Source organism: Hominibacterium faecale, from assembly GCF_020734085.1.
GTDB lineage: Bacteria > Bacillota > Clostridia > Peptostreptococcales > Anaerovoracaceae > Hominibacterium > Hominibacterium faecale.
The window spans coordinates 1-21577 of the sequence record NZ_JAJAGH010000001.1 but is presented as its reverse complement, the minus strand read 5'-3'; the positions used below and the strand labels follow the sequence as shown (position 1 = coordinate 21577).

Genomic DNA, 21577 nt, shown 5'->3' with positions numbered 1-21577 from the left:
TCCTTATCGATAAAGCTCTGCCAGCAGTTTCCCATCCATCGGCAGATCCTGTTCCAATTCCTTAACGCAAGCGAGTACGGGCACACCGGTATATTCTTCAATAAATCGCTTGTTATCTTCCTCCATCCGATCACCTGGGTGGAAGTAATTGAGCATAACCCCCCGCACCGGGATCCCTTTTGTGCGGGCGTATTCAATGGTTAGAATGGTGCTGTTAATCGTACCTAATTGGGCCGGCGCGACGATCAGTACCCCCAAGTTCATCGCCTTGATCAGATCAGTCAGCATCAGCTGGGGCTTTTCCCGTCTGATGGGACATATAATTCCGCCGCTTCCCTCAACGGTTATGTAATCATACTTCAGGCAAGCTTTTTTATAGTCCGCAAGGACCTTTTCTTCCGATATCAAAGGGCCTTCTATTTCTGCTGCCAAATGGGGTGATACGGCAGTTTCATAGATATAGGAAACCATCTGCGAAAAGGGTTCCGTTAGCCCTGCGGTTCGTTTCACATGATCTGCGTCGCCGGGAATCAGCGCCCCTCCCTTTCGCTCCGCCCCGCTCAGCGCCGCTTTATAGTATCCGGCAGTGTACCCGGATTCCCGCATTTTTTTGATCATCAGTCCGGTCAGGTAGGTCTTTCCGGCATCGGTTCCAGTTGCTGTAATAAAAAGTCCTTTAGTCATTGCATTTCACCACCTTATATCCAAGTTCTTCAATCATTTCCAAGTCACGATTAATGCTGATACCGGCGGTAGTCAGCATATCGCCGGAAATAGCAGCGTTTGCTCCGGATCGGAAAGCCATCCTTCCTTTGTCGGGCAAAAGACCTCTTCCTCCGGCCAGACGGATTGATGCTTTCGGCAAGGCGAAACGGAAAAGCGCTACTGTTCGGCATACCTCCTCATTTGACAGCGGCTTTTGAGCGGCCAGAGGTGTTCCTGGAATTGGATTGAGAATGTTTAGAGGAACGGAGTTTACGCCTAAATCCCGCAGTTCCAGCGCCAGGTCGATCCTGTCTTCCATCGTTTCCCCCATGCCGATGATTCCGCCGCTGCATATGGAAAGACCTGCTTTTTTTGCTCGCCTAAGAGCTTCTCGTTTATCTTTTTGTGTATGGGTTGTACAAATCTTCGAAAAGAAACGTTCACTTGCTTCTAGATTATTGTGATAGCGCACTACCCCAGCTTCCTTTAGTTTTTTGAATTGATCTTCTGTCAAAAGCCCGTGGGATGCACATGGGGAAATCTTCTTTTCAGCAGCAATTTTTCTATATGTACGGCAAAGCTGCTCAATCTCGATATCAGATAGGCGTTTTCCCGAAGTAACGACAGAGAATCGGGCCACGCCTTTCTCCTGATTATATGCTGCCTCACTGCAGATCGCCTCTTCATCCATCAATGGATATTCTGGAATTTCCGTCTGGTAATACATAGACTGAGCGCAGTATTTGCAATCTTCACTGCAGCGGCCGCTCTTTCCGTTTACAATGCTGCACAGATCAAACTCGGTTCCGCACATCTCAAAGCGAAGCCGGTCCGCTTCCTCGCATAACTTTTTAAAAGGTCGCTCTGCCAGCTTTATCAGCTCTTCCTTGTTTATCATTTTATAAACCTCCTTACTTGAGGTAAAAGCCTTTGACCTAGAATCGCACATACGACACAAATCAAAAGATCGCCAGGAACTGCCAATAAAAAGCAATACAAAAACAATGGCCAAAAAGCGATGGGTGTTCCAAGAACATAATTGCATATTATATAATAATATGCCATGCCAATCGCATACACAGCCATTAGTCCGAAAAAATTCGCTGCCAGTAATTGTTTCAAGTTTGGACTAGGCCAGTATTCGATCATTTTTCCCGTGATCCACGTTCCTGCCGCAAATCCGATCAAGTAGCCGAAGCTGGGCACCAGGACATATCCCGGGCCGCCGCCCTGGGCAAAGATCGGCAGTCCTGCAAGACCCAGAATCAAATAAAGGATCACGCTCGCAGCCCCGTTTCGCGCTCCCAGAAACATACCCGCCAATGTGGTAAAGAGAAATTGAAGAGTAAAGGGCACCACAGGAACCGGTATTTTGATAAAGGCGCCCACAGCAATCAAAGCTGCAAACAAGGAACACAGAATCATCTTCTGCACAGAAAAGGCTTTTGTCATATCAACACCTCCACAAGAAAAGTTTCTTCTATGCCTAGTATACTTGCGCCGGGCAAATTGTCAACCTTTTTTTATGTAAAGTTTACAATTGACTCAATTAAATTTGTAATTTTTTTACATTTTTTCTTGCAACAATGTGTTGTGCATGCTATAATACGGATATTGATTCAATCAAAAAAGCCATTGTCAGGGACAATGGGGAAAGGACTTTATTATGGAGCAAAACATTCGTGAAATCAAAGAACTGCTAGTGATGATCTATGACGAGGTGAAGGAAGTAAAGGTTCGGGTCACCAATCTGGAAAGAGGCTTTGCCAATCTGTTGGAGAGAACGACTTTACTGGAAAACAAAGTGGAAGCAATGGATACGAGAATCTCCAACCTGGAATCTTCCATGGACAATAGAATCTCCAATCTGGAATCTTCCATGGACGAAAGAATCTCCAACCTGGAATCTTCCATGGACGAAAGAATCTCCAACCTGGAATCTTCCATGGGCGAAAGAATTTCCAGCCTGGAATCTTCCATGGGCGAAAGAATTTCCAGCCTGGAATCGAGACTTGCTGGTCTGGAAGTTTCCATGAACGAGCTCAACGATTTTTCCAGACAAAAGACCGCAGAGCTTCATCATCAGGCCCAGCGCAATTTCGAAATTCTGGAAACGGATCTGGGCGCAGCAATTGACTGGTCCAAATTTCTACAAGAACAGAAAGTCGATAAAGAGGCTCTGAAAAAAGCTGCAGTCTAGTCATTCTGCGCTGATAACGACTCAGCAGGATGATTGCTGCTGCCGGGTGGGACCGGCCTTGACCATAGCAGCAAACCCTCGCTATTAGTAAGGCGAATAACAACTTAAAAGCACCCTCTTTTAAGCAAACGTCGCGTTGTACGAAGTTTGCTTTTTTCATTAGAACAAACGAGGCCCGCCCAAAGGGACAGAAAACGCGATTTTATTTATAAATATGGTTTAAAGCGCTCTACATTATTTTCTTCAAATTTTTTCAGATGTTCCATCAGCTCCAAAATATCTGCTTCTGCCACATCCTTATATTTTCTGATATTTTTAATAGCATCGATCACCCCCATATTGCTCCCCACCATCAGCATTTCCGCAATATGAGAAGTGGAATCATCGGATAAGGTTTGGAAGTTAATCATTAAATAGGTACGGATTTTCTCAAAAGCAGTCAGGCCCTCTTCCGTAAACCCGTTTGCTTCCAGCATTTGCGCCGCCTTATCGTGAATCTGCCGATATTCTTTCAGCTGGGCATGCAAATGATCTTTAAAATCTCCGTCCTGCGCGATTTCCAAAAGCTGCGTAATGGTGTCCACACCCATCTGTGAATTTTGATATATGAAATTCAATAGTTCGGCATTATAATTTTTCTCATTCATTTTTTTCACACTCCTTGCATGTTATTGTGCGCAGAATGTTTGTCTTCTATTCTCATACCAGCCTACTACTATCCCAGATGCAAGCCTCCAAATCCACCAATCCCTGCTCAGTAAAAGGCACGCCTTCTTCCTCAAGAAGCAATTGCTGCTCATTGATTCCGTCATGAAAAAAGGCATCTGCCAATTTCCCATTCCTGTCGACCACTCTATGACAGGGCAGATTGCTCGGACTGACAGAAAGCGCGTATCCGACTGCTCTTGACAGCCGGGGATTGCCCAGCATTTTGGCAATCCGCCCATAGGTCGTTACTTTGCCGGTCGGAATCTCTGCTACAATTTTATAGACTTGTTCAAACATATTTTCCATATTTCCTCGAACCTTCTTCTGTCATTGATTCATATATATAACGTAGTGTCAAAAAACGGAGGTCATTTATGCATGTTATTTCAGCCGTCCTGTTCGCCATATCTGCCAACATGGACAATATTCCCCTCGGGATCGCCTACGGAATCCGCGGAATCAGGATCAACTTTGCCCGCAACCTATTAATCGCGCTGATCACCAGTGCCGGTACGTTCATTTCTATGTCCCTTGGTACAATAATCACCCTGTTTTTAAAAAAAGAGACTGCAGCACTGATCGGCTGCAGCATTCTCATTATCATGGGATTATGGCTCGTCGCCGGCTTTTTTCGAAAAAAGCATAAGGCATCCTCTAATCAAAGAACAGGAACAGAATCCGTCTCTGGCCCAAATGATAATGCCGATGATAAAGCACAGGGGCAAGCTTCTGTCCAAGGCAGCGGGTACAGAATTTCGATGAGTACTCGGCAAAGTCTTGGCCTTGCCTTGGTGCTAATGATCAACAACATGGGCTTTGGTATTGGGGCCAATATTGCCGGGCTTCCAATTATTCTCACATCCTTATGTACCCTTATTTTTAGCATGGTTCTGCTAATTATTGGTGTGAAAATAGGGCTTACGTTCACCAATAATCGATTAGGCGCCTACTCAGAGCTAATTTCCGGCATTCTCATCGTAATCCTTGGTATCTATGAGCTGTTCGTATAAAGAAAACACAAAAAAGGGACTGCAGTCTGCCAGCCTGCCTTTATCTTACAAAAACAAATCTGGCTCGGCCCGGCGAGTATATCCTTCTTCAAGTTCGCGCTTATGATATAGATAACCCTCGTCTTCATAATACTTAGCACCCTGAGGGCACTTTTTAATGCATGCTCCGCACTTTATACAAATTCCAGTAAATTCCCTTACATTTTCCATAGAAATTGAACCCATCGGACACACATGCGCACAAAGTTTGCAATTGTCGCAAGAGTCTGCGGTAAGAGGCTTTACTTTACGAATATCGATGAATACCCCCTTCCGGTCCCGCGGCTGGTAATATCCTCGAATAGGGTCTTCTCCTGTTACTTGGATCATGCCCCGATCCTCAAGAACGATCTTGGATGCAAAATCCCGGGCAAGTTTCATATCAGCTTCATCGGGTCGTCCCGCCGCCAATATTTTGGAAAAGGAATGCTCTCCAATGAAGGCGGCTGCCGCCACTGTTCGAAAACCGTTTTTCTCCAAAATATTCCGCAGCTCAATTAAAGCATCATCGTAATTTCGATTTCCATATAAAACAATGGGAACCGCCAGCGCACCGCATCCCTGCACTGTGTCTAAATATTTCAGGAGCACATTAGGCACTCTTCCTGCATATACTGGAACGCCGAAGACTACCGCATCATCCTGAGTAAACGATTTTCCCTCTGTCCTGGCCTGCGGCAGCGTAAAATCAAAGACTTGTGTCTGCCCGCTGTCCGCTAAAACATCCGCAACGCAGCGAACAATCTTTTCTGTTGTACCTGTTGGGCTGAAATACATGGCCCAAATATTTTTTTTACTCACTATCTTTCCCTTCCTTTCTCCTTGCGAAATGCTACAAATCCGCAATCTGTAGGATGATCCAGAATCTCTGCATCCCGATAGCGAAAAAGCATTAACGCGATCGTGGTGTCGCCGCCCGCGCACAAAATATTAATCATACTTAACAGCAGCAATAAGAAACAATGCAACAACAAGCTGATCAAAAACAAAATGATCCCTAAAAGGAAGAACGGCATTAGTCCTCCCGCTATGTAGCTGCCGAAATGCAGGGGCTCCATACAGTGACAATACGGAGTACCCGAATCTTTCATAATCCCGAATCGTATGCTTTTAAAATGATTCCGGCAACAAATTCCCCAGGTCAGACCATGCAACCCTTCATGTACGGGAATCGATATCAGAAACAGCAGTAAGAAAAGCACCACATTCCAAAGATTCAGCTGGATGGATAATGCTCCCCATTTTATTATATAGATCACTGCCGCCAGAATCGCGAATGGACCGGCAGTCGCCAAGGCCCACAAATTGGCCTTTAAAATAGATATCGTTCCCACGTATTCCCGATATCCGGCGTTGAGCAGGGCCTGTCTCTGCACTCTATAATTTTTCAACCGGAATTCTTTATCTATCATGAGTTTCTCCTTTTAAAAGTGTACCACATTCACAGGCAATCGTCGAGTCGACAAATCAAAATCCTCATCTTAAACACCACAAAAAAGAGCTAGGGCCTCCGTTCTATCTTTGTAAACCGAAAGCCCTCACCCTTATTCGTTTAATTTTATCTGACAGCACTGTGCTGAATCGCCTTCGCTGCCATTTGATTTTATTGCGTATTGATTTTCGGAGCATCGCTAGGCCAGATGCGCATATGAATGCCCTAAGCTAAAACCTGGAGTTGGAACCCAAATTTAGGCCGAGATGGGACGCGGAAAATGGTCAATAGGTTACAGCAAGCTTGCCATATGGCCCAAGGTTCTCAATAGTTGGGAAACATAGCTCATTTCATTATCATACCAGGCGACAATACGGACTTCGTAAATTTTAGTGCCGCACCGCTCCGCCAATGTCTGTGTAGCATCGAATAAAGAGCCATAGCTCATGCCAATTACATCGCTGGACACCAATTCTTCCTCAGAATACCCAAAGGATTCGTTGGCAGCCGCCTTCATCGCCTCGTTGATTCCTTCCACACTGACACTTTCTGTTTCATCTTTCAGGGTTGCATCAAGAATGGTGATTGAACCAGAGGGTACTGGTACTCTCTGGGCGGATCCAATCAGTTTGCCCGCCAGCTCCGGAATGACCAGGCCGATTGCTTTCGCTGCACCGGTGCTGTTGGGAACAATGTTTATAGCCCCGGCTCTTGCACGTCTGAAATCACCCTTTTTGTGAGGGCCGTCCAGAATCATCTGGTCTCCGGTATAAGCATGGATCGTGGTCATAAACCCGGTTCTCAGTTCTCGATATTCATTGAGGACTTTTGCCATCGGTGCTAAACAATTGGTTGTACAGGATGCGCCTGATACGATATGGTCATCCTTTGTCAGCTTTTCATGATTTACACCATATACAATCGTCGGCAAATCGTTACCGGCCGGCGCGGAGATCAGTACTCTTTTAGCTCCTGCCTCTAGATGTGCCTGCGATTTTGCCTTAGAAGTAAAGAAGCCTGTGCATTCCAATACAATATCAATGTCCAGTTTCCCCCAGGGAAGGTTTTTAGGATCAGACTCTTTATAGATTTTGATCCGCTTTCCGTCTACGATCAGAGATTCCTCATCATGCTCCACAGTGTGACCTCTGTAAGCGCCCTGCACGCTGTCATACTTTAATAAATAAGCCAGCATATCCGGTTTTGTCAAATCATTAATGGCTACCACCTCAAAGTCTTGATTGTCAAAAACCTTTCTAAACGCCAATCTTCCGATTCTCCCAAACCCATTAATTGCAATCTTTGTCATTGTGCTCATCCTCCTTGAATTACATCATTTATTATATGAAAGTTTTACGAAATTGCGACTTCAGGCTTTAAAACCTTTCTCGCCTCCGTCTCCTTTTTGACGTGGTAAATCATCTCCCTAAATCCAATCGATCAAATGGATTCATAAAATGCTTAATTTTTTCCAGGCTGGCCAATCCTTCACTGCAAGCTGTTGCAGAACCTGCCGCAAGACCAAGGCGCAGCGCAAATGGGTAATCGCCGGTTTTCAAGTAACCTGCCAAGAAACCCGCTACCATAGAATCTCCGGCACCCACCGTATTTACAACACTCACGCTGTGAGACTGCATTCTATAAGCTCTTGTATCTTCGCTGAGTAAATATGCACCCTCTGCCCCTAGTGAAACCAGGACATTCCGCGCACCCTGTTTTTGCAGTGCACCGGCCCTGTCTTCCAATGCTTGATCGCTCCTAATCTTGCTTCCTTCCAGCTCTTCCAGCTCTTTTTTGTTAGGCTTAACGAGAAAGGGACGGTATTTCAGCAATTTTTTTAAAAGCGGCCCTGTTGTATCGATTACTAAGCGGATTCCTTTTCCTTCCAGCCTGTCCAGCATAGTTTCATAGCTGCCCTCAGGAATTGTGCTGGGAGCACTGCCGGAAACAATCAGTATGTCTCCCTCTTTCAGTGCGTCCAGTTTAAGGAACAGTTCTTTCAGCTTTTCATGGGAAATGGAGGCTCCCTGCGTATTTATCTCTGTTTCCTGATCAGTTTTAATCTTAATATTGATTCTGGTAATGCCTTCCTCCAGATAAACAAAATCTGTATCTATTCCTGCCTTCCAAAGGCTTTCTTCAAGCGCCCTCCCCGTAAAGCCGCTGATGAAACCCATCGCCGTATTTCTAACGCCCAAACGTTCCAGCATAACGGATACATTGATACCTTTGCCGCCGAAATGGCACGTTTCCCGTTTCGATCGATTGATTTCTCCCTGCGTCAGTGCATCCATATGAATTATATAATCTATGGCTGGACTGAAGGTAACTGTGTAAATCATAAGCGCTCGATCTCCTTGATAATCGTAAACTGGCGATACCTGGCATCCGGTGTCCAATCGGTAAGAATGCAGGCATCTTCCAGGCCGGCAAACGTGACAGAAGAGATCAATCCGAATTTCGCATGATCGGCTAGAACAAACGATTCATAGGATTGCTTCATCGCTTCGGTCTTTACGGCTGCTTCTCCAATGTCCGGCGTTGAAAATCCCCTTTCTATATCAATGCCGTTGGTTCCCATAAAGCACTTGGTAAAGTTGTATCTGCTCATTGAAGCGATGGCGGCCGTACCAATAGCAGCTTCCGTAGAGGGCCGCAGCAGACCTCCTATGATATATGCATTAAACCCCTTTTGAATTAGTTTTTTCGCATGAACAATGCCGTTGGTAACATATGTAACGTTTTTCTTTTCCAGATACCCGATCATCCTTTCTGTTGTTGTCCCTGCATCAATAAAAACAAAGTCATTGTCGTTGATCATCGTTGCCGCGTATCTGGCAATCCGCTCTTTTTCCTCTATGTTGATTTGGGATCTGGCAGCAACATCGGTTTCTCTTGAAGCCATATCTGCGGATACGGAGACTGCTCCGCCAAATACTCGCTTCAGCCTTCCCATCTGATGTAATTCGTTGATATCACGCCTTATTGTGGATTCGCTGATTCCCAGTTCCTTGGCCAGGCTGGTTACTTTAACAGCGTGTTTGATCTTCAGCTCGTTTAAAATTTTTTCATGCCGTTCATCCTGCAACATCGCTTTGCCTCCTAGCGCTTTTATTATAACACAATCTCTTCCAAAGTCAATCAATTCCTCTCAAACTCATTCACGTATTTTGACTGATTTTGACCGTTTATCGTCTTCGAATCTATAGAAAGCTTCAGGACTGATATGAAAACTCTGAACAACGTCCAGCAAAGAACTGGCTGCAAGGTCAGCTACAGTAACAATCCGGCCTCCGTCGCTATCCAAGTCATATCCAAAATGAGCAAATGCATACCAGATTAGATAGGCGCACTGGGCTTGACCGCAGCAGTTAGAAACAGCCTCTTTTTTTCCATGTAGGCCGCTCAACAAGCTGTAAGGGACACCGTTTAAACAATCCCTTGCATATTGGGCAATGGCTTTCCGTTCCTGTGCATCGGTGTTCTTCAACCGTAAAACAGCAAAATTGGAATATTCCCGCCAATGATCCAGATCCTTTAGCTCTGACTCGCTGCCCAGCGTAAGCGCTTCCAGACAAAGCCCCTCTTGCGCGTCCACCACGATCCCTGCGTGCCCATGCCTCCACCCAAAGGTGTGAGAAGAAAAAGAAATCAGGATGTCACCATCTTCAATCGGCGCAATCGGCAGTTTTTTCCCCTCTGCTGAGCAGCATCGATCCTGTCTGGTAATTGGGCTCGTAGCTCTGCATTCTATCTTTATTTTTGAAAAAATTGCCGTCTGAAAAGCTTGAATCTCATCTTTTTGATAACCCTGCCGATCTCTTAGGGATTCTACCGCCTGCCGCCCCAGTCCAGTTTGTTCAAAGATGATTTGGTAGTCATTGCTGCTTAGTCGGTTTTTTTCCAAAATTTTAGATAAGGACACCTTCTCACCGCAGCGATCTTGGTACCCCGCGTCATAAAAGTGAAGCAGCATCTGAGGCAGACTTACTGCCAATACAGCTGTGACTCCAACACAAAACAGGCCATATAAAAAAATGCGAAACCATTTGTACCCGCCGTTTCTCATTCACTCCTCCTGCTTTCAGTATTCCCGAAAGGGGGGGATCTAATACCTCTTTGATAACGGTCTTGAATTCTTCTGTTACAGAGCCTATAATGGAAAGAAACGATTGGGGTAATTTTATGAAACACGTTAAATCACCAACTTTAAATATGATTGGAACAGCAGCCTTGACCTTCATACGCGTGCTGCCGGCGCTTCTATTTTTTGAAATTATCTATAAACTGATTTGTACCCTGATATTCCGCCCGTTATTATCGCTGATTATGCAGCAGGCCCTCCATATCAGCGGCCACGAGGTGGTTTTTAATGGAGATATCGCAGGCTTCTTCACCAATGCGGCAGGAATCATCGCTACTATCTTATTATGCATTCTGGGAGCGTTCCTTGCATTTTATGAATTTTCGGTCATAATTATCATGATTTACTACCGATATTCCGGTACGCCTATAACGCTGGTAAATGCGGCAAAAATGGCTTTGACCACCTTCAGGAGTCTCAAAAGCTTTGGCACCATTGGATTCATCCTATATGCCCTTGGCCTGCTTCCTCTCGTGGGGATGGGGATCGCGCCGTCTATTCGTCCCGACGGGGATATTCCCAATTTTATCAGCGGTGAGCTGTACAAATCTACCTTCGGCAGTATTCTGATGGTGTTCTTTTATGTTCTTATGTATCTGCTGTTCTTCTGCCTGATTTTCGTGCTGCCCTCCATGGTCCTGCGCCGCCGCAAATTCGGCCGGGCCTGCCGAAGCAGCTTAGCTCTGCTGCTATCGATGAAGCTGCGAAATGCCATACCCTTAATTATCATCTTCGTAGTTTGGTGTGTCCTATTCCTTTATCCAGGCGTTCTTCCGACTTATTATGCCGGTATCTCGGATACAGGGATTGTAGAAATATTAGGAAATTTCTTTTTTTCTTGGAAAAGTTTACTACAGCTTTTATTAACAGAATGCCTACAAATCTGTCTGATTTTACTGCTGCTATCGTTTCTGGTGGCTCTGTATCTCCAATGCCGCGGCAGGGTCAGCCTCAACGAAGAAGCCATGCCGACGATCGATCGCAGGCTGAGAAAGACGCAGGGGGCGGCGTCAAAGATTTACAATGCCTTGAAAACGATCGCTTCGGCGATTGCCGGCTGGGTTCAAAGACGGCCCTTTTATCAAAATCACAAAAAACCCATTTGGACTATAATCTGCATATTAGCATTTCTCGGGGTATTTGGAATTCTTTACAGCCAGCCCAATTCCTACGACCAGGTGGTGGTCGGTCATCGAGGCAGTGAATATGGAGTCGAAAATACCGTGGAAGCTATTCAAGGCGCAATCGATACAAAAGCAGATTATGCGGAAATTGACATTCTTCTTTCCAAAGACGGGATCCCCATGGTCATCCATGATGATAACTTAAAACGGCTTTCCGGAGAAAACGTCAACGTATATGATCTGACGGCTCGTGAATTGAAAAAAATTAATTTGAAACAGAATGATAAGGCTGGAAAGATTTCTACATTAGATGAGGTCATCGATTATTCCCGGGGGAAAATTGACCTGCTGATTGAATTGAAGCTCCACGGCCATGAGAAGAAAAATATTGTCAAAGCCGTCACGCAAGTCGTCGAACAAAACCATTTCCAAAAAAACTGCGAGATCATGTCTCTTGAGTACGGCCTTGTAGAAGATTTGAAGACGCATTACCCCGAATATACCGTAGGATACTGTGTATATGGTAATCTGGGGCAAGCAAGGCTCAACTCGCTGCGTCAGCTTAATGTAGATTTTCTCATCATTGAGGAGAGCATGGCTACCAATAGCTTTATTGCTGAATGCAATCGTGCATATCTTCCGGTATATGTCTGGACGGTGGATAAAAAGCAGTCTATGGAGTCTTATTTAAAAATGGGGGCCATGGGTATTATAACCGACAAGCCCAAACTGGCTCGCGGAGTCGTGGATGAATATGTTGAGAGCATGATAAAATAAGACAGACTTCCGGGAAAAAGAAAAGCTCACTTTATCCCATATTTGATCGGAATAAAGCATAATCTTTAACCATCGAAAGTATTAAAATTGCACCAATTTTGAAAACAGCAAAATTGGTGCATGAGTATTAGCCTTAATATATAAGCTACTTTACTTCTGCCTTGACAGCACAAGACTGGCTGCCGTCCTTAGGCCTGTATCCAGTTTACAGGAATCATAACCAAACATAAAATCGCAATTATCTCCCCAGACGCCGCCAGCTATATCCCAGCTGTCAGGATTGTTCGGTGTTGTTCTCCATATCAGAAAACCTTCCGCGTTCTGGCGCAGTCGGCTGCGCAGCCGAATATATCAAACCTTTCCATATTAATGCAACCAAATTCTCATATATATTTTTTGCCGATCGTCTTTCCACAAACAATGAATGCTATACCGATCAATACAATCACAAGTCCTGATTTCCATGCTCCCGCGCCTGATGCATACGCAGCATAGACCATGAAGCATACCGCAAAGGCTGGAAGAAGAGAAGCAGCAATAGCATGCGCCCGTTTTTTCTGTTTAAATACTGCAAAGATGAACGCAATCAATGTTGCTGAGAATGATAGGATCAACCCGATGGAAATAATATTCAGATACCAGTCCAGTTCTGACATGGGCTTGATCCAAATAAACAACAGCCCTACGCCTGCAATCAGTACTGTCGAGAACCACGGGGTTTTATGCTTGTTCAGCAATCGGAAAACAGGCGGTAGGCAGCCTTCTTCTCCCATACGATACGCTGCTCTGGCTCCAGACATCAAAGCTACTTGAAATCCGGCATAGGTGGAAGTAATGACAACAAAAATGGCGATCCATTGCATGGAGGCCGGCAAATACGCTGCTGCAACCGAGGCGATTGGTCCGCCGTCTCCATTTTCAAATTGAGTCAAAACTTCCAATGGTACAGCTCGCTGCCATCCAATTGTAGCAATGGTGTAAATAGCGAAAATGACAAAAACAATAATCATCAATGACCTCTGTACAGAACGTACTGGTTTTTTCGCTTCTTCAATAAAATTAATCGTGGTGTCATATCCGCAGATGATAAAGATTCCAATTAGTACACCGCTGACCAAACCGCCGATGCCGCCTACTTCCTCAATTGAATAGCATTCCGCTAGAGAAATTCCTTCAATACGCGGATTCACAATTCCGCAGATACCCAGTCCGACTACAATCGTAACTTCAACTGCCAGGAAAACCGCAGATAGTTTGGCATTGAGCGCGACACCCTGTAATGCAATTGTCAATAAAATCAAAATAAAGAAGGTTCCTACGATCTGCCCTGAGTATTCCCCCTTAATGAAAGGAAATAGCGCTTTTATATAAGTGCCTGCCACATTCGTAGTCATTCCCAAAATAATCATAGCGCAAATCACATAGCTTGTACCGATTACTGTAGCTATATCGTGATTCACAAATTTTTCTGTAAAGGTAAAAACTCCAGCTGCAGAGGGCGCCTGTCTGACAAGGTATACCATGCAAAACATAATGATCAACGTGGAACAAAGAAAGGTTACGAGTAAAACTAGAGGGCCCGCATGTCCTGCTGCAGCATACAGCAGTGGTATGGAGGATGCTGCTACCCAGGCAGGCGCGTTCCAGCCCATAGAAGCCAAAATGATATGCCATGTAGAAAGTTGATTTTTTTCAAGATTGGTATTCAGTTCTTGAATACTGCCGTCCTGATCATATCCGATAAAGTTAAAAAAACTCATTTTTTCCCTTTCTCTCCTTGGAGAATAGCAAAACGATAATTAACCTAACGAACGATCGGTATGTTTATATTGTACACAAGAACCTGACCCTTGTCAATCAAGAAATTAATTAGTCATATTATCTCCTTTTAAACGGCAATTGTATCATTAGGCTAAATATGTTAGTATTATTTATACTGGAGGAATTTACAATGGGAAAAACAGCTCTGATTAATACGGAACAAAAAAATACCAGCGATACAGCGCAGCGCATTAAAGAGTGTGCACTAAGAGAGTTTGCCTTATACGATTATGAAGGGGCCTCCATTCGAAATATTGCAGAAAAGGTCGGTATCCGTGCCTCTACTATTTATTTTCACTTTAAAAACAAAGAAGAGTTGTTTATGAGTATTTATAACAGCGTTATCGATTCTGATCTTATGCGAATGCAGCAGCTCTATGAAGCTGTGAAAGAATTGCCGGTTGAGGATCAATTATTTGCATTTCTAAAATACTATGGCGAACGAAATGCAAAATTTGAAATGGAAATGTATTTCTTCGATCGCTTCTGTCAGTTTAAGCCTCCGGCCTTAAAGAGCGCCATGCAGGAAACGTTCATGGAATATGAAGCAGATGTATCGGAAATCATAGCATCGATTTTGAAGCAGGGTATCGAGCGGAAAGAGATCCTACCGATTGCTATTGAATCTCTGATTGACTACTATTTTTGTCTTATGGACGGCGTTGCTTTGGAGTACCATTACTACTCACCGGAACAATTTCAAAAGCGTATTACGATCATTTGGGATACTGCTTGGCAGATGATGAAACAAGATCGATAAACAACGCTGTTTCCAATAAATAATTTGGAAACAGCGTTGTTCATAAACGTAATATTCAAAAGGTTATTTTTCAATAGCGCAAGCGGATAAGAATTCTAGAATCGTGCTTACCGCACAGCGTTGTGTTACACCGCCCAAATCATACTGAGGGGCCACCTCTACCAAGTCAAATCCGACTACTTTTTCTTTTCCGATTTTCCTTACTGCATCGATTAATTCGCGGATTGACAGTCCTCCCGGACTTGGCGCACAAGTTCCTGGCGCATAAATAGGATCCAAGACATCGATGTCAACCGTTAAATAAATAGCATCCGTTCCTTCTGACGCCAGTCGAATTGCTTCTTCTACAACAGAATCCATTCCACGCTTCAAAACTTCGTTGATGAGAATTGTATGAATCCCAGCTTTTTTAGCTAACTCATACTCTTCCTTAGGGTTTAAACATCCACGAATTCCAATCTGTACGATATTTGATCCATCCACTTGATCGAATTCCGAAATCCGAAGCATCTGTGTGCAGTTGCTGATTTTCTCGCCCGCATATTCATCCCCCGTATCCAGGTGCGTATCAAAATGAATCACTCCCAGTTTTCCGTTAAAATTCTTTAAAATCCCCTTAACCGCCGGTAGAGTAACAGAATGATCCCCTCCCAGCAAAATAGGAATGGTCCCATGCCGATAAATACGTTCCACCGCTTCCTCAATGCGTTCCAAACTTTTATCCCGATTGCCGGGAATCACTGCAACATCGCCTGCATCAACCAACTTCAAGTGGTCGGTAATCTCCACATCCAGTTCAATATTATAGGTTGAAAACTGCTCTGATGCGATACGAATCGATTGGGGCCCAAATCCACTTCCCGGCCGGTAAACACAGCATTGTTCAAATGGAGCGCCGATCACTGCGTAATCGGCCTGCTCCAGCGAGAAGCTGGCATTGTCAAATGATACATAATCACTTTTTAAAAAAGAATGGCTGACTCCGCATTGCATTGCTGTTTCCAAAAAACTACACTTATTCATATTATTTCCTCCTCTGCTAAACAAGTCTAAATCGGCAAATATCTCAAAGTTTGTTTGCCAAATCGATGGGTTATTTTATCTATCGACCGTTCGTTAGTTTTACTATATACAACAATTCATCTTCTGTCAAGATAAAATTGTTTAGCTAAGTGTTTATTTACAGCCTAAGCCAAATTAATTTCATCAAAAAACACCTGATTCACTCATGTAAATCAGGTGTTTGCTTTTGATTACTTATTTATTCGTCGATCGTCATTTCAGGCGGTTCTTTCTTAAACATATTCGTCAGGTAAAGGAGAATAATAAATCCAACGACAGCCCAGCTGCATCCCAAAATAATGGCGGACTTATCCAGATGGATCAGTAAGTAGAATACAAAGAGCGCTCCCAAAGCCGGGCAAATCAGATATTTTATCACAGAGCCAATCCCTCTCGCTTTTTTTCTGACAAAGTAATGGAAAATTACAGACAGATTAACAAAGATATATGCGATAAAGCCGCCAAAGTTGATAAATGAAGTAGAGGTGGCCACATCAAGCGTCGTAGCCAGCAAAGCGATGATGCCGGTGACGATGATACTTCTTACCGGAGTATTGAATTTTCCATTTAACACCCCGAAGATTTTTTTCGGCAGCACGCCATCGCGGCCCATTGCGTACAATAATCTTGCTCCGCTCGCTTGGGCAGATACGCCGGAGGCAAACTGCGCGATAATTACACCGATCAATAGAATTGAGGCAAAAATTGGAGGTGCAATTATTTTCGCCACTTCATAGGATGCATTATCGACATTTGCAAAATCATAGGACGGATGCGCCAGCGTTGTGAAAAAGGATGCGCCAGCAAATGCGAGCCCGCAGATTAACAGAGTCAGCATAATAGCCCTCGGGATATTTTTTTCCGGCTCTACCGCTTCCTCAACAAACGTCGTGATCGCGTCAAACCCTAAATAGCAATAACACGATATCGCCGCGCCGGCAACAACAAAGTCAAACGGAACGTCCGGATTGAAGAAGGGAGTTAGTGTGAATCTTCCCTCACCCATACCGGCCATGACTGCTTTAACGGAAAAAATGATAAATGCCAAAATAATCATAATTTGGATTAATACCATAAAAATATTTACATTAGCCCCAATTTTCATGCCAATAATGTTAAGAGCCGATGTAACAAATATGAAAATCAAAACCCACGCCCAACGAGGCACTGCAGGAATCGCCGCTTCAAAGTATGAAGAGCCAATCAGCCAGATCGCCATAGGGATAAAGAGATAATCCAGAAGGATCATCCATCCGGTCATAAATCCCAGCTTTGGATTGAGTCCCTGACGGGTAAAGGTGTAAGAAGAGCCTGCGATCGGAAATGCTTTTACCATGTGGCAATAACTGTACGCGGTAAAAAACATAGCTACAACGCCGATCGCAAAGGCACCTGCCGCCTGCCCATGTGAAGTGACCGCAATAACACCGTACATACCATAGACGATCATTGGTGTCATATAAGCCACGCCCAAGATGGTCAAATGGTAGAGCTTCAGGCTCCGCTTAAATGTTGGAGCATTTTGTAATTGAGAATCCATTGTGTTTCCTCCTTTAAAATAGTAATAATTAAATAAACTGTTTATATAAATCCGGTCTGTAATCCGGCTCTCCAGCAGCTCCTGAACAATCCATCAGCCGTCTTCTGGCCAATGAAAGATCGATAGTTGTAAGGCTGATTCCTTCTTGTGTGTTTTCTTTGCTCCCAGCATAATAGTACACATTGGTCTCAAAAAATGGTGTTAATTTGGGACCTAATATTGCACTTCCCCCGCCAAAGTAGCTGATATCATCAAAGCCGGTCAAGTTTGCGCTGGCAATAAAAATCGTATTGCACAATACGCCGTATTCCAGTGTGGGAGCATAATAATCAATAAATGCTTGTCTGCTGCCTTGCTTTGAAATTTCTTCTACTACCGCTGTGGGATTTAAATAAAGCCTGGAACCCTTTGCAACATAATACCGCATCAGTTCTGGAAATTGATATGTATCATAACAGATCCCGATGGAAATGGGGCCCCACTCCGTATCAAACATAAAGGGCGTTTCCCCTTTGCTAAAAAACTTATTTTCCAAATCAAAAGGGTGGATTTTTTGATAGGAACCGATCACGCCCGCAGGCCCAATTGCCACAGCGGAATTGTATATTTTATCTTCATCGCCTTCCATTTTTTCTGCCAAACCGAACACAATATATATGCCATATTTCTTCGCCGTTTCGGCCATATAGGAACAAGATGGTCCCTGTATCGTTTCAGCCATGGCTCTCTTTTCTTCCAGGCTGATGTTATCATCAATAAAATAATCATATCCGCTCAAGCTCAGTTCCGGAAACAGAACAAGGTCGGCACCGCGCTTTGCGGCAGCGATCGAGTATTCATTCATTCTTTTAAGGTTGCGTTCCTTTTGTCCTGCATATACTTTAAAGTCCACAACCGCGACATTCATAACATCTTTTTCGTATTTCATAATATATCCTTTCCATCAAAATTTATTTTGCATATAAACTCAATCCTGGAAATGGACTTGGATTTTTCCAGAATATTGGTCACATGCTTTTTTACAGTTGATACAGTGATAAATTTTTCTCTGGATATTTGTTCATTTGTATATCCACGTAATATTAAGCGCGCGATTTCATTTTCCGTTTTTGTAAAGGAAAATTTACTTAGAATATCTTCCAGCGAATCAACAAATGAAAATACATACTGGGAAGCCTTTGTTTCAAGGTGCGGCTGCAGAATTTTACAGATTTCAACTTCCTTATCCGTAAAATCCCGCTCCTTTTCCGTTCTGAAAAGGTCAAGGGAACCAAAACTTGTCTCCTTTACCGTTTTATTCCACCTAAAATTTGAATCCAGGGAAAAATGTGTTCGCACCGGCCGAATATAATCGTTATAGTATTCGGTTTGCTTCCGTTCTTTAAGGTTGAAAATATCGCTGCTCCTAACCGTAGTCAGTTTGGTAGGAAGCATTTTTTCAACGATATCATCAATTTTACAATAGTATTCATCGTATGTTTCAAGATCTCTTTTGTCAAACCCCTGGCTGATTCGGGTGTCGACATTCACTTTATTCCTTGTTAGCGTGTAAAAATAGACTGTCGCCTTTTCATATGGCACCATCTTATCGATCCCAACTAGAAATAAATTGAGCGCTTTCAAAATATCACTTTCGTAATTCATCTCCAGAATAATATCGTTAATGCGTTTCCAGTCTTTAGAAGTTAAATGACTATTCATAATAGCTCCTTTGATTCTTCAATAATTAATCCATATAAATCAAGTACACGGCTACGTTCATAGCGATATTAATTATGAATATTATACATTTGTTAAAAAATTATTCATATGGTACCTAGGTACAGTTTTTTCGTTTTGAACGCTTTTTCTAATGAACCTTCATCCTATTTTGGGCTGATCAATGAGATGTACGAAGGTAAAATAAAAAAGAACACAACTTATTATCAAATCACATTCTTCTTTATCTTTTCTTTTATTATATACGAAACAATGAAAGCAATAAACGAAAAGCACAAAAACAAGTAAAGAATTCCTTTCTTCCGGCTTGGACACGTCGCTTCAAGACAGTCCGTTCCAGCAGGACACTCATGATCGAATCTGTCTGCGCGCGAGAGTGCTGCCAACTTGTTATGCGCACGGTAATCTATATATTGAAGTCTACGGCCTTGGGGAGATCGGAGCCTTTACCCGCGGAGAAGACCATACTTCTAAAAATCACAGATGATGTGGAGAAATCAAAACAACACCTGTGTATTTCTGAGCATCCTTTTGGGACCGCCCCGTGGTATTACAGCGCGTATTACGTATTCGGCAAAGGAATTGCGAAAGTCACGGCCGAGCTGGGCTGAGTTTTCTTGCCTACACTTTGTCAAGGGGCAGTCAATTGGGTCGGCGCCCGCTTCCTATTGGATGTCATTGAGAGAGTATAACCCTCTTTTTTAGCTCCGCAAAAAACAAAACACATTGAAATCTTCCCGATTTCAATGTGTTTCCTGCCCTTTTCGGATAGATTGTGGTGCGCCTGGAGGGACTTGAACCCCCACGGTCGCCCACTAGAACCTAAATCTAGCGTGTCTGCCAATTCCACCACAGGCGCGTATAAACATTCAAATTTCAACATTCAAATGCGAATCAACAGATTAGATTATACTATACCAAGTTTCATTTTGCAAGTACTTTTCAAATGGAAAGTAAAAACGAAACAATCAATTTTTAGTCAAACTGTCCAGGGGCCTTCTTGTTCTTATTAAAGGTTGCTCCGGCAAATAATACGGTAATTGGGACCGCTAAAAGAATTCCCAGGCTTCCCACAATAGCCTGTATCACTTCTACCACAATCATTTCAAAGTTCATGAGAATCAGCAGGTTACGATTATTCAAAGTAAAGAGTAGAATAGAGGCGATCGAACTGCCTGCATAGGCCAGGATCAAGGTAATAGTCATTGTCCCGATTGCATCCCTTCCAATATTCATTCCGGAAGAAACCATTCTTTTAAAGGTGCGGTCTTTCATTTCAACAGCTAATTCCTGCATGGCCGAGGCAATGGACATTGAAACGTCCATAATCGCTCCTAAGGAGCCAATCATAATTCCACTCCAAACGATGGCACGAAGATCTATAGAAGAATCGTCTCCAATTGCAGCTAAAAAGACATAATCCTCATTGACCATCCCTGTGATTTTTAAAGCATAATTTACAACGAAAGCCAGGACTCCGGTCGCTAATATCCCGCCAATATTGCCAACGATTGCACACAGCGTTTTTTTATTAAATCCATTGAGCAGAATCAAACTGGAAAAAATAATGTAAATAGTAATAATAATAGTAGTCAAATAGACATCTTTCCCGGATAGGATCGCTGGAATATATACACAGAATACTGCCGCTCCCGTAAAGGCTAAAGAAATAATCGTTGTCAGCCCTTTTAATTTCCCGATAATCAACAACAATATCAAAAATATGGCTGCAAGACACAGCATCCCGGGAATTCTATCCTGCTGTAAATAGTACCACTGGGCATCTTCTGTTGCATTACCCATGAGATCTGTATTGGAGACAAGTATTCGATCCTTTACTTCTACCGGATTGGGTTTATCAATCGTTACATCATTGATGATTTGTTCCATTTCGAGGACTTGTCCCTTTTCGTCTCCTGTAAGCATTTCTGCTTGAAAGACAATTACGGTATTTTGAAGGCCTTCAATTATCTCTTCTCGAATATCTACTAGTTTAATGACCTTTGCGCTTTCGACATCCGTTTCTCCAGCGCCCCCTGGTATATAGCCGCAAGTTCGATTGCCGATCATTATGAAGAGTAATGATAATACACATACAATTAGTAACTCTAAAACAAACCGAATCTTACCCTTACTGTTATTCATAGTTTCCTGATCCCTCGCATATAGCACTAAAATATCTTTCATATAATAAAAATCCACGATTAAAAGCAGCCTATACTTTTAACGTGGATTATCTTTGGTGACCCTACCGGGAATCGAACCCGGGTTACCGCCGTGAAAGGGCGGTGTCTTGACCGCTTGACCATAGGGCCTAAAAAAACCGGCAACGTCCTACTTTCCCAGGCAGTCGCCCGCCAAGTATCATCAGCGCTAAGGAGCTTAACTTCTGTGTTCGAGATGGGAACAGGTGTGACCTCCTCGCTATAGTCACCGGATTTTCTTTTCATCTGAAAGTATTGTACCTTCAAAACTGAATAATGTCAAGTGTCTTTCTTCCTTTACACGCTTCTTCCTTGAAACCATTGGTCAAGCG

Annotated in this window: 21 protein-coding genes, 2 tRNA genes and 1 rRNA gene; 4 read left to right on the top strand and 20 right to left on the bottom strand. The window is 43.4% G+C overall.

What is annotated here, in order from left to right:
* Positions 1 to 3: 3 nt before the first annotated feature.
* From bioD to LG211_RS00110, 3 genes are read right to left on the bottom strand one after another with little or no spacing between them, the layout of a single operon-like run.
* Positions 4 to 684, bottom strand: coding sequence for a dethiobiotin synthase (gene bioD / locus LG211_RS00120; protein WP_148395381.1), 681 nt, complete (start codon positions 682 to 684; stop codon positions 4 to 6).
* On the bottom strand, positions 677 to 1603 hold the full coding sequence (gene bioB / locus LG211_RS00115; protein ID WP_269476798.1) for a biotin synthase BioB: 927 nt from the start codon (positions 1601 to 1603) through the stop codon (positions 677 to 679). The genes bioD and bioB overlap by 8 nt, the downstream gene beginning before the upstream one ends.
* The gene (locus tag LG211_RS00110) at positions 1600 to 2157 is read right to left on the bottom strand and encodes a biotin transporter BioY (RefSeq protein ID WP_269476797.1); all 558 of its coding nucleotides are present in this window, start codon (positions 2155 to 2157) and stop codon (positions 1600 to 1602) included. Before LG211_RS00110 ends, bioB begins: the two co-directional genes overlap by 4 nt.
* Positions 2158 to 2371: 214 nt before the next feature.
* Between LG211_RS00110 and LG211_RS00105 the strand changes: the two genes are divergently transcribed.
* Positions 2372 to 2905 (top strand): hypothetical protein, encoded by a 534-nt coding sequence (locus LG211_RS00105; protein ID WP_269476796.1) that lies wholly within the window; start codon positions 2372 to 2374, stop codon positions 2903 to 2905.
* 206 nt (positions 2906 to 3111) lie between these two features.
* Here the strand turns inward: LG211_RS00105 and LG211_RS00100 are convergent, their stop codons facing one another.
* Positions 3112 to 3552: a hypothetical protein gene (locus tag LG211_RS00100; RefSeq protein ID WP_253021031.1), complete on the bottom strand. Its 441-nt coding sequence runs from the start codon at positions 3550 to 3552 to the stop codon at positions 3112 to 3114.
* A gap of 52 nt (positions 3553 to 3604) precedes the next feature.
* Positions 3605 to 3919 (bottom strand): MGMT family protein, encoded by a 315-nt coding sequence (locus tag LG211_RS00095; protein ID WP_253021030.1) that lies wholly within the window; start codon positions 3917 to 3919, stop codon positions 3605 to 3607.
* Positions 3920 to 3987: 68 nt separating this feature from the next.
* On the opposite strand from LG211_RS00095, the gene LG211_RS00090 reads away from it, so the two are divergent.
* Positions 3988 to 4623 carry an MntP/YtaF family protein gene (locus LG211_RS00090; protein ID WP_148395375.1) on the top strand — a complete coding sequence of 212 codons (636 nt, stop codon included), beginning with the start codon at positions 3988 to 3990 and terminating at the stop codon, positions 4621 to 4623.
* Between the two features lie 45 nt (positions 4624 to 4668).
* On the opposite strand, the gene LG211_RS00085 is transcribed toward LG211_RS00090, so the two are convergent.
* The 6 genes from LG211_RS00085 to LG211_RS00060 all read right to left on the bottom strand — a co-directional run bounded on the left by LG211_RS00085 (position 4669) and on the right by LG211_RS00060 (position 10163).
* Complete coding sequence (locus LG211_RS00085) at positions 4669 to 5463, bottom strand: EFR1 family ferrodoxin (protein WP_148395374.1); 795 nt, start codon at positions 5461 to 5463, stop codon at positions 4669 to 4671.
* Complete coding sequence (locus LG211_RS00080) at positions 5463 to 6074, bottom strand: DUF3267 domain-containing protein (protein WP_148395373.1); 612 nt, start codon at positions 6072 to 6074, stop codon at positions 5463 to 5465. The genes LG211_RS00085 and LG211_RS00080 overlap by 1 nt, the downstream gene beginning before the upstream one ends.
* Before the next feature lie 312 nt (positions 6075 to 6386).
* Positions 6387 to 7403 carry a type I glyceraldehyde-3-phosphate dehydrogenase gene (gap, locus tag LG211_RS00075; protein WP_148395372.1) on the bottom strand — a complete coding sequence of 339 codons (1017 nt, stop codon included), beginning with the start codon at positions 7401 to 7403 and terminating at the stop codon, positions 6387 to 6389.
* A gap of 109 nt (positions 7404 to 7512) precedes the next feature.
* Positions 7513 to 8436 carry a 1-phosphofructokinase gene (gene pfkB, locus LG211_RS00070; RefSeq protein ID WP_269476795.1) on the bottom strand — a complete coding sequence of 308 codons (924 nt, stop codon included), beginning with the start codon at positions 8434 to 8436 and terminating at the stop codon, positions 7513 to 7515.
* Positions 8433 to 9185, bottom strand: coding sequence for a DeoR/GlpR family DNA-binding transcription regulator (locus tag LG211_RS00065; RefSeq protein ID WP_148395370.1), 753 nt, complete (start codon positions 9183 to 9185; stop codon positions 8433 to 8435). Before LG211_RS00065 ends, pfkB begins: the two co-directional genes overlap by 4 nt.
* Before the next feature lie 66 nt (positions 9186 to 9251).
* A complete protein-coding gene (locus LG211_RS00060; protein WP_269476794.1) occupies positions 9252 to 10163 on the bottom strand; it encodes a hypothetical protein in 912 nt (303 codons plus the stop codon).
* Between the two features lie 116 nt (positions 10164 to 10279).
* Between LG211_RS00060 and LG211_RS00055 the strand changes: the two genes are divergently transcribed.
* The gene (locus tag LG211_RS00055) at positions 10280 to 12139 is read left to right on the top strand and encodes a glycerophosphodiester phosphodiesterase (RefSeq protein WP_253021028.1); all 1860 of its coding nucleotides are present in this window, start codon (positions 10280 to 10282) and stop codon (positions 12137 to 12139) included.
* Positions 12140 to 12522: 383 nt separating this feature from the next.
* Here LG211_RS00055 and LG211_RS00050 read toward each other — a convergent pair whose 3' ends face one another.
* Positions 12523 to 13899 (bottom strand): APC family permease, encoded by a 1377-nt coding sequence (locus LG211_RS00050; protein ID WP_148395367.1) that lies wholly within the window; start codon positions 13897 to 13899, stop codon positions 12523 to 12525.
* Between the two features lie 191 nt (positions 13900 to 14090).
* Between LG211_RS00050 and LG211_RS00045 the strand changes: the two genes are divergently transcribed.
* On the top strand, positions 14091 to 14720 hold the full coding sequence (locus tag LG211_RS00045) for a TetR/AcrR family transcriptional regulator (RefSeq protein WP_253021027.1): 630 nt from the start codon (positions 14091 to 14093) through the stop codon (positions 14718 to 14720).
* A 63-nt stretch (positions 14721 to 14783) separates the two neighbouring features.
* On the opposite strand, the gene speB is transcribed toward LG211_RS00045, so the two are convergent.
* The 8 genes from speB to rrf all read right to left on the bottom strand — a co-directional run bounded on the left by speB (position 14784) and on the right by rrf (position 21479).
* Entirely contained in the window at positions 14784 to 15743 is a 960-nt protein-coding gene (gene speB / locus LG211_RS00040) for an agmatinase (RefSeq protein WP_148395365.1), read from the bottom strand.
* Positions 15744 to 15981: 238 nt separating this feature from the next.
* Positions 15982 to 17322 carry an APC family permease gene (locus tag LG211_RS00035; RefSeq protein WP_148395364.1) on the bottom strand — a complete coding sequence of 447 codons (1341 nt, stop codon included), beginning with the start codon at positions 17320 to 17322 and terminating at the stop codon, positions 15982 to 15984.
* A 28-nt stretch (positions 17323 to 17350) separates the two neighbouring features.
* On the bottom strand, positions 17351 to 18250 hold the full coding sequence (locus LG211_RS00030; protein ID WP_148395363.1) for a carbon-nitrogen hydrolase family protein: 900 nt from the start codon (positions 18248 to 18250) through the stop codon (positions 17351 to 17353).
* On the bottom strand, positions 18247 to 19023 hold the full coding sequence (locus LG211_RS00025; protein WP_148395362.1) for a helix-turn-helix domain-containing protein: 777 nt from the start codon (positions 19021 to 19023) through the stop codon (positions 18247 to 18249). The genes LG211_RS00030 and LG211_RS00025 overlap by 4 nt, the downstream gene beginning before the upstream one ends.
* Before the next feature lie 794 nt (positions 19024 to 19817).
* Positions 19818 to 19900, bottom strand: a tRNA-Leu gene (locus LG211_RS00020).
* A 116-nt stretch (positions 19901 to 20016) separates the two neighbouring features.
* Complete coding sequence (locus tag LG211_RS00015) at positions 20017 to 21228, bottom strand: YibE/F family protein (RefSeq protein WP_148395361.1); 1212 nt, start codon at positions 21226 to 21228, stop codon at positions 20017 to 20019.
* Positions 21229 to 21281: 53 nt separating this feature from the next.
* Positions 21282 to 21356, bottom strand: a tRNA-Glu gene (locus tag LG211_RS00010).
* A 6-nt stretch (positions 21357 to 21362) separates the two neighbouring features.
* Positions 21363 to 21479, bottom strand: a 5S ribosomal RNA gene (gene rrf, locus LG211_RS00005).
* Between the last annotated feature and the right edge of the window lie 98 nt (positions 21480 to 21577).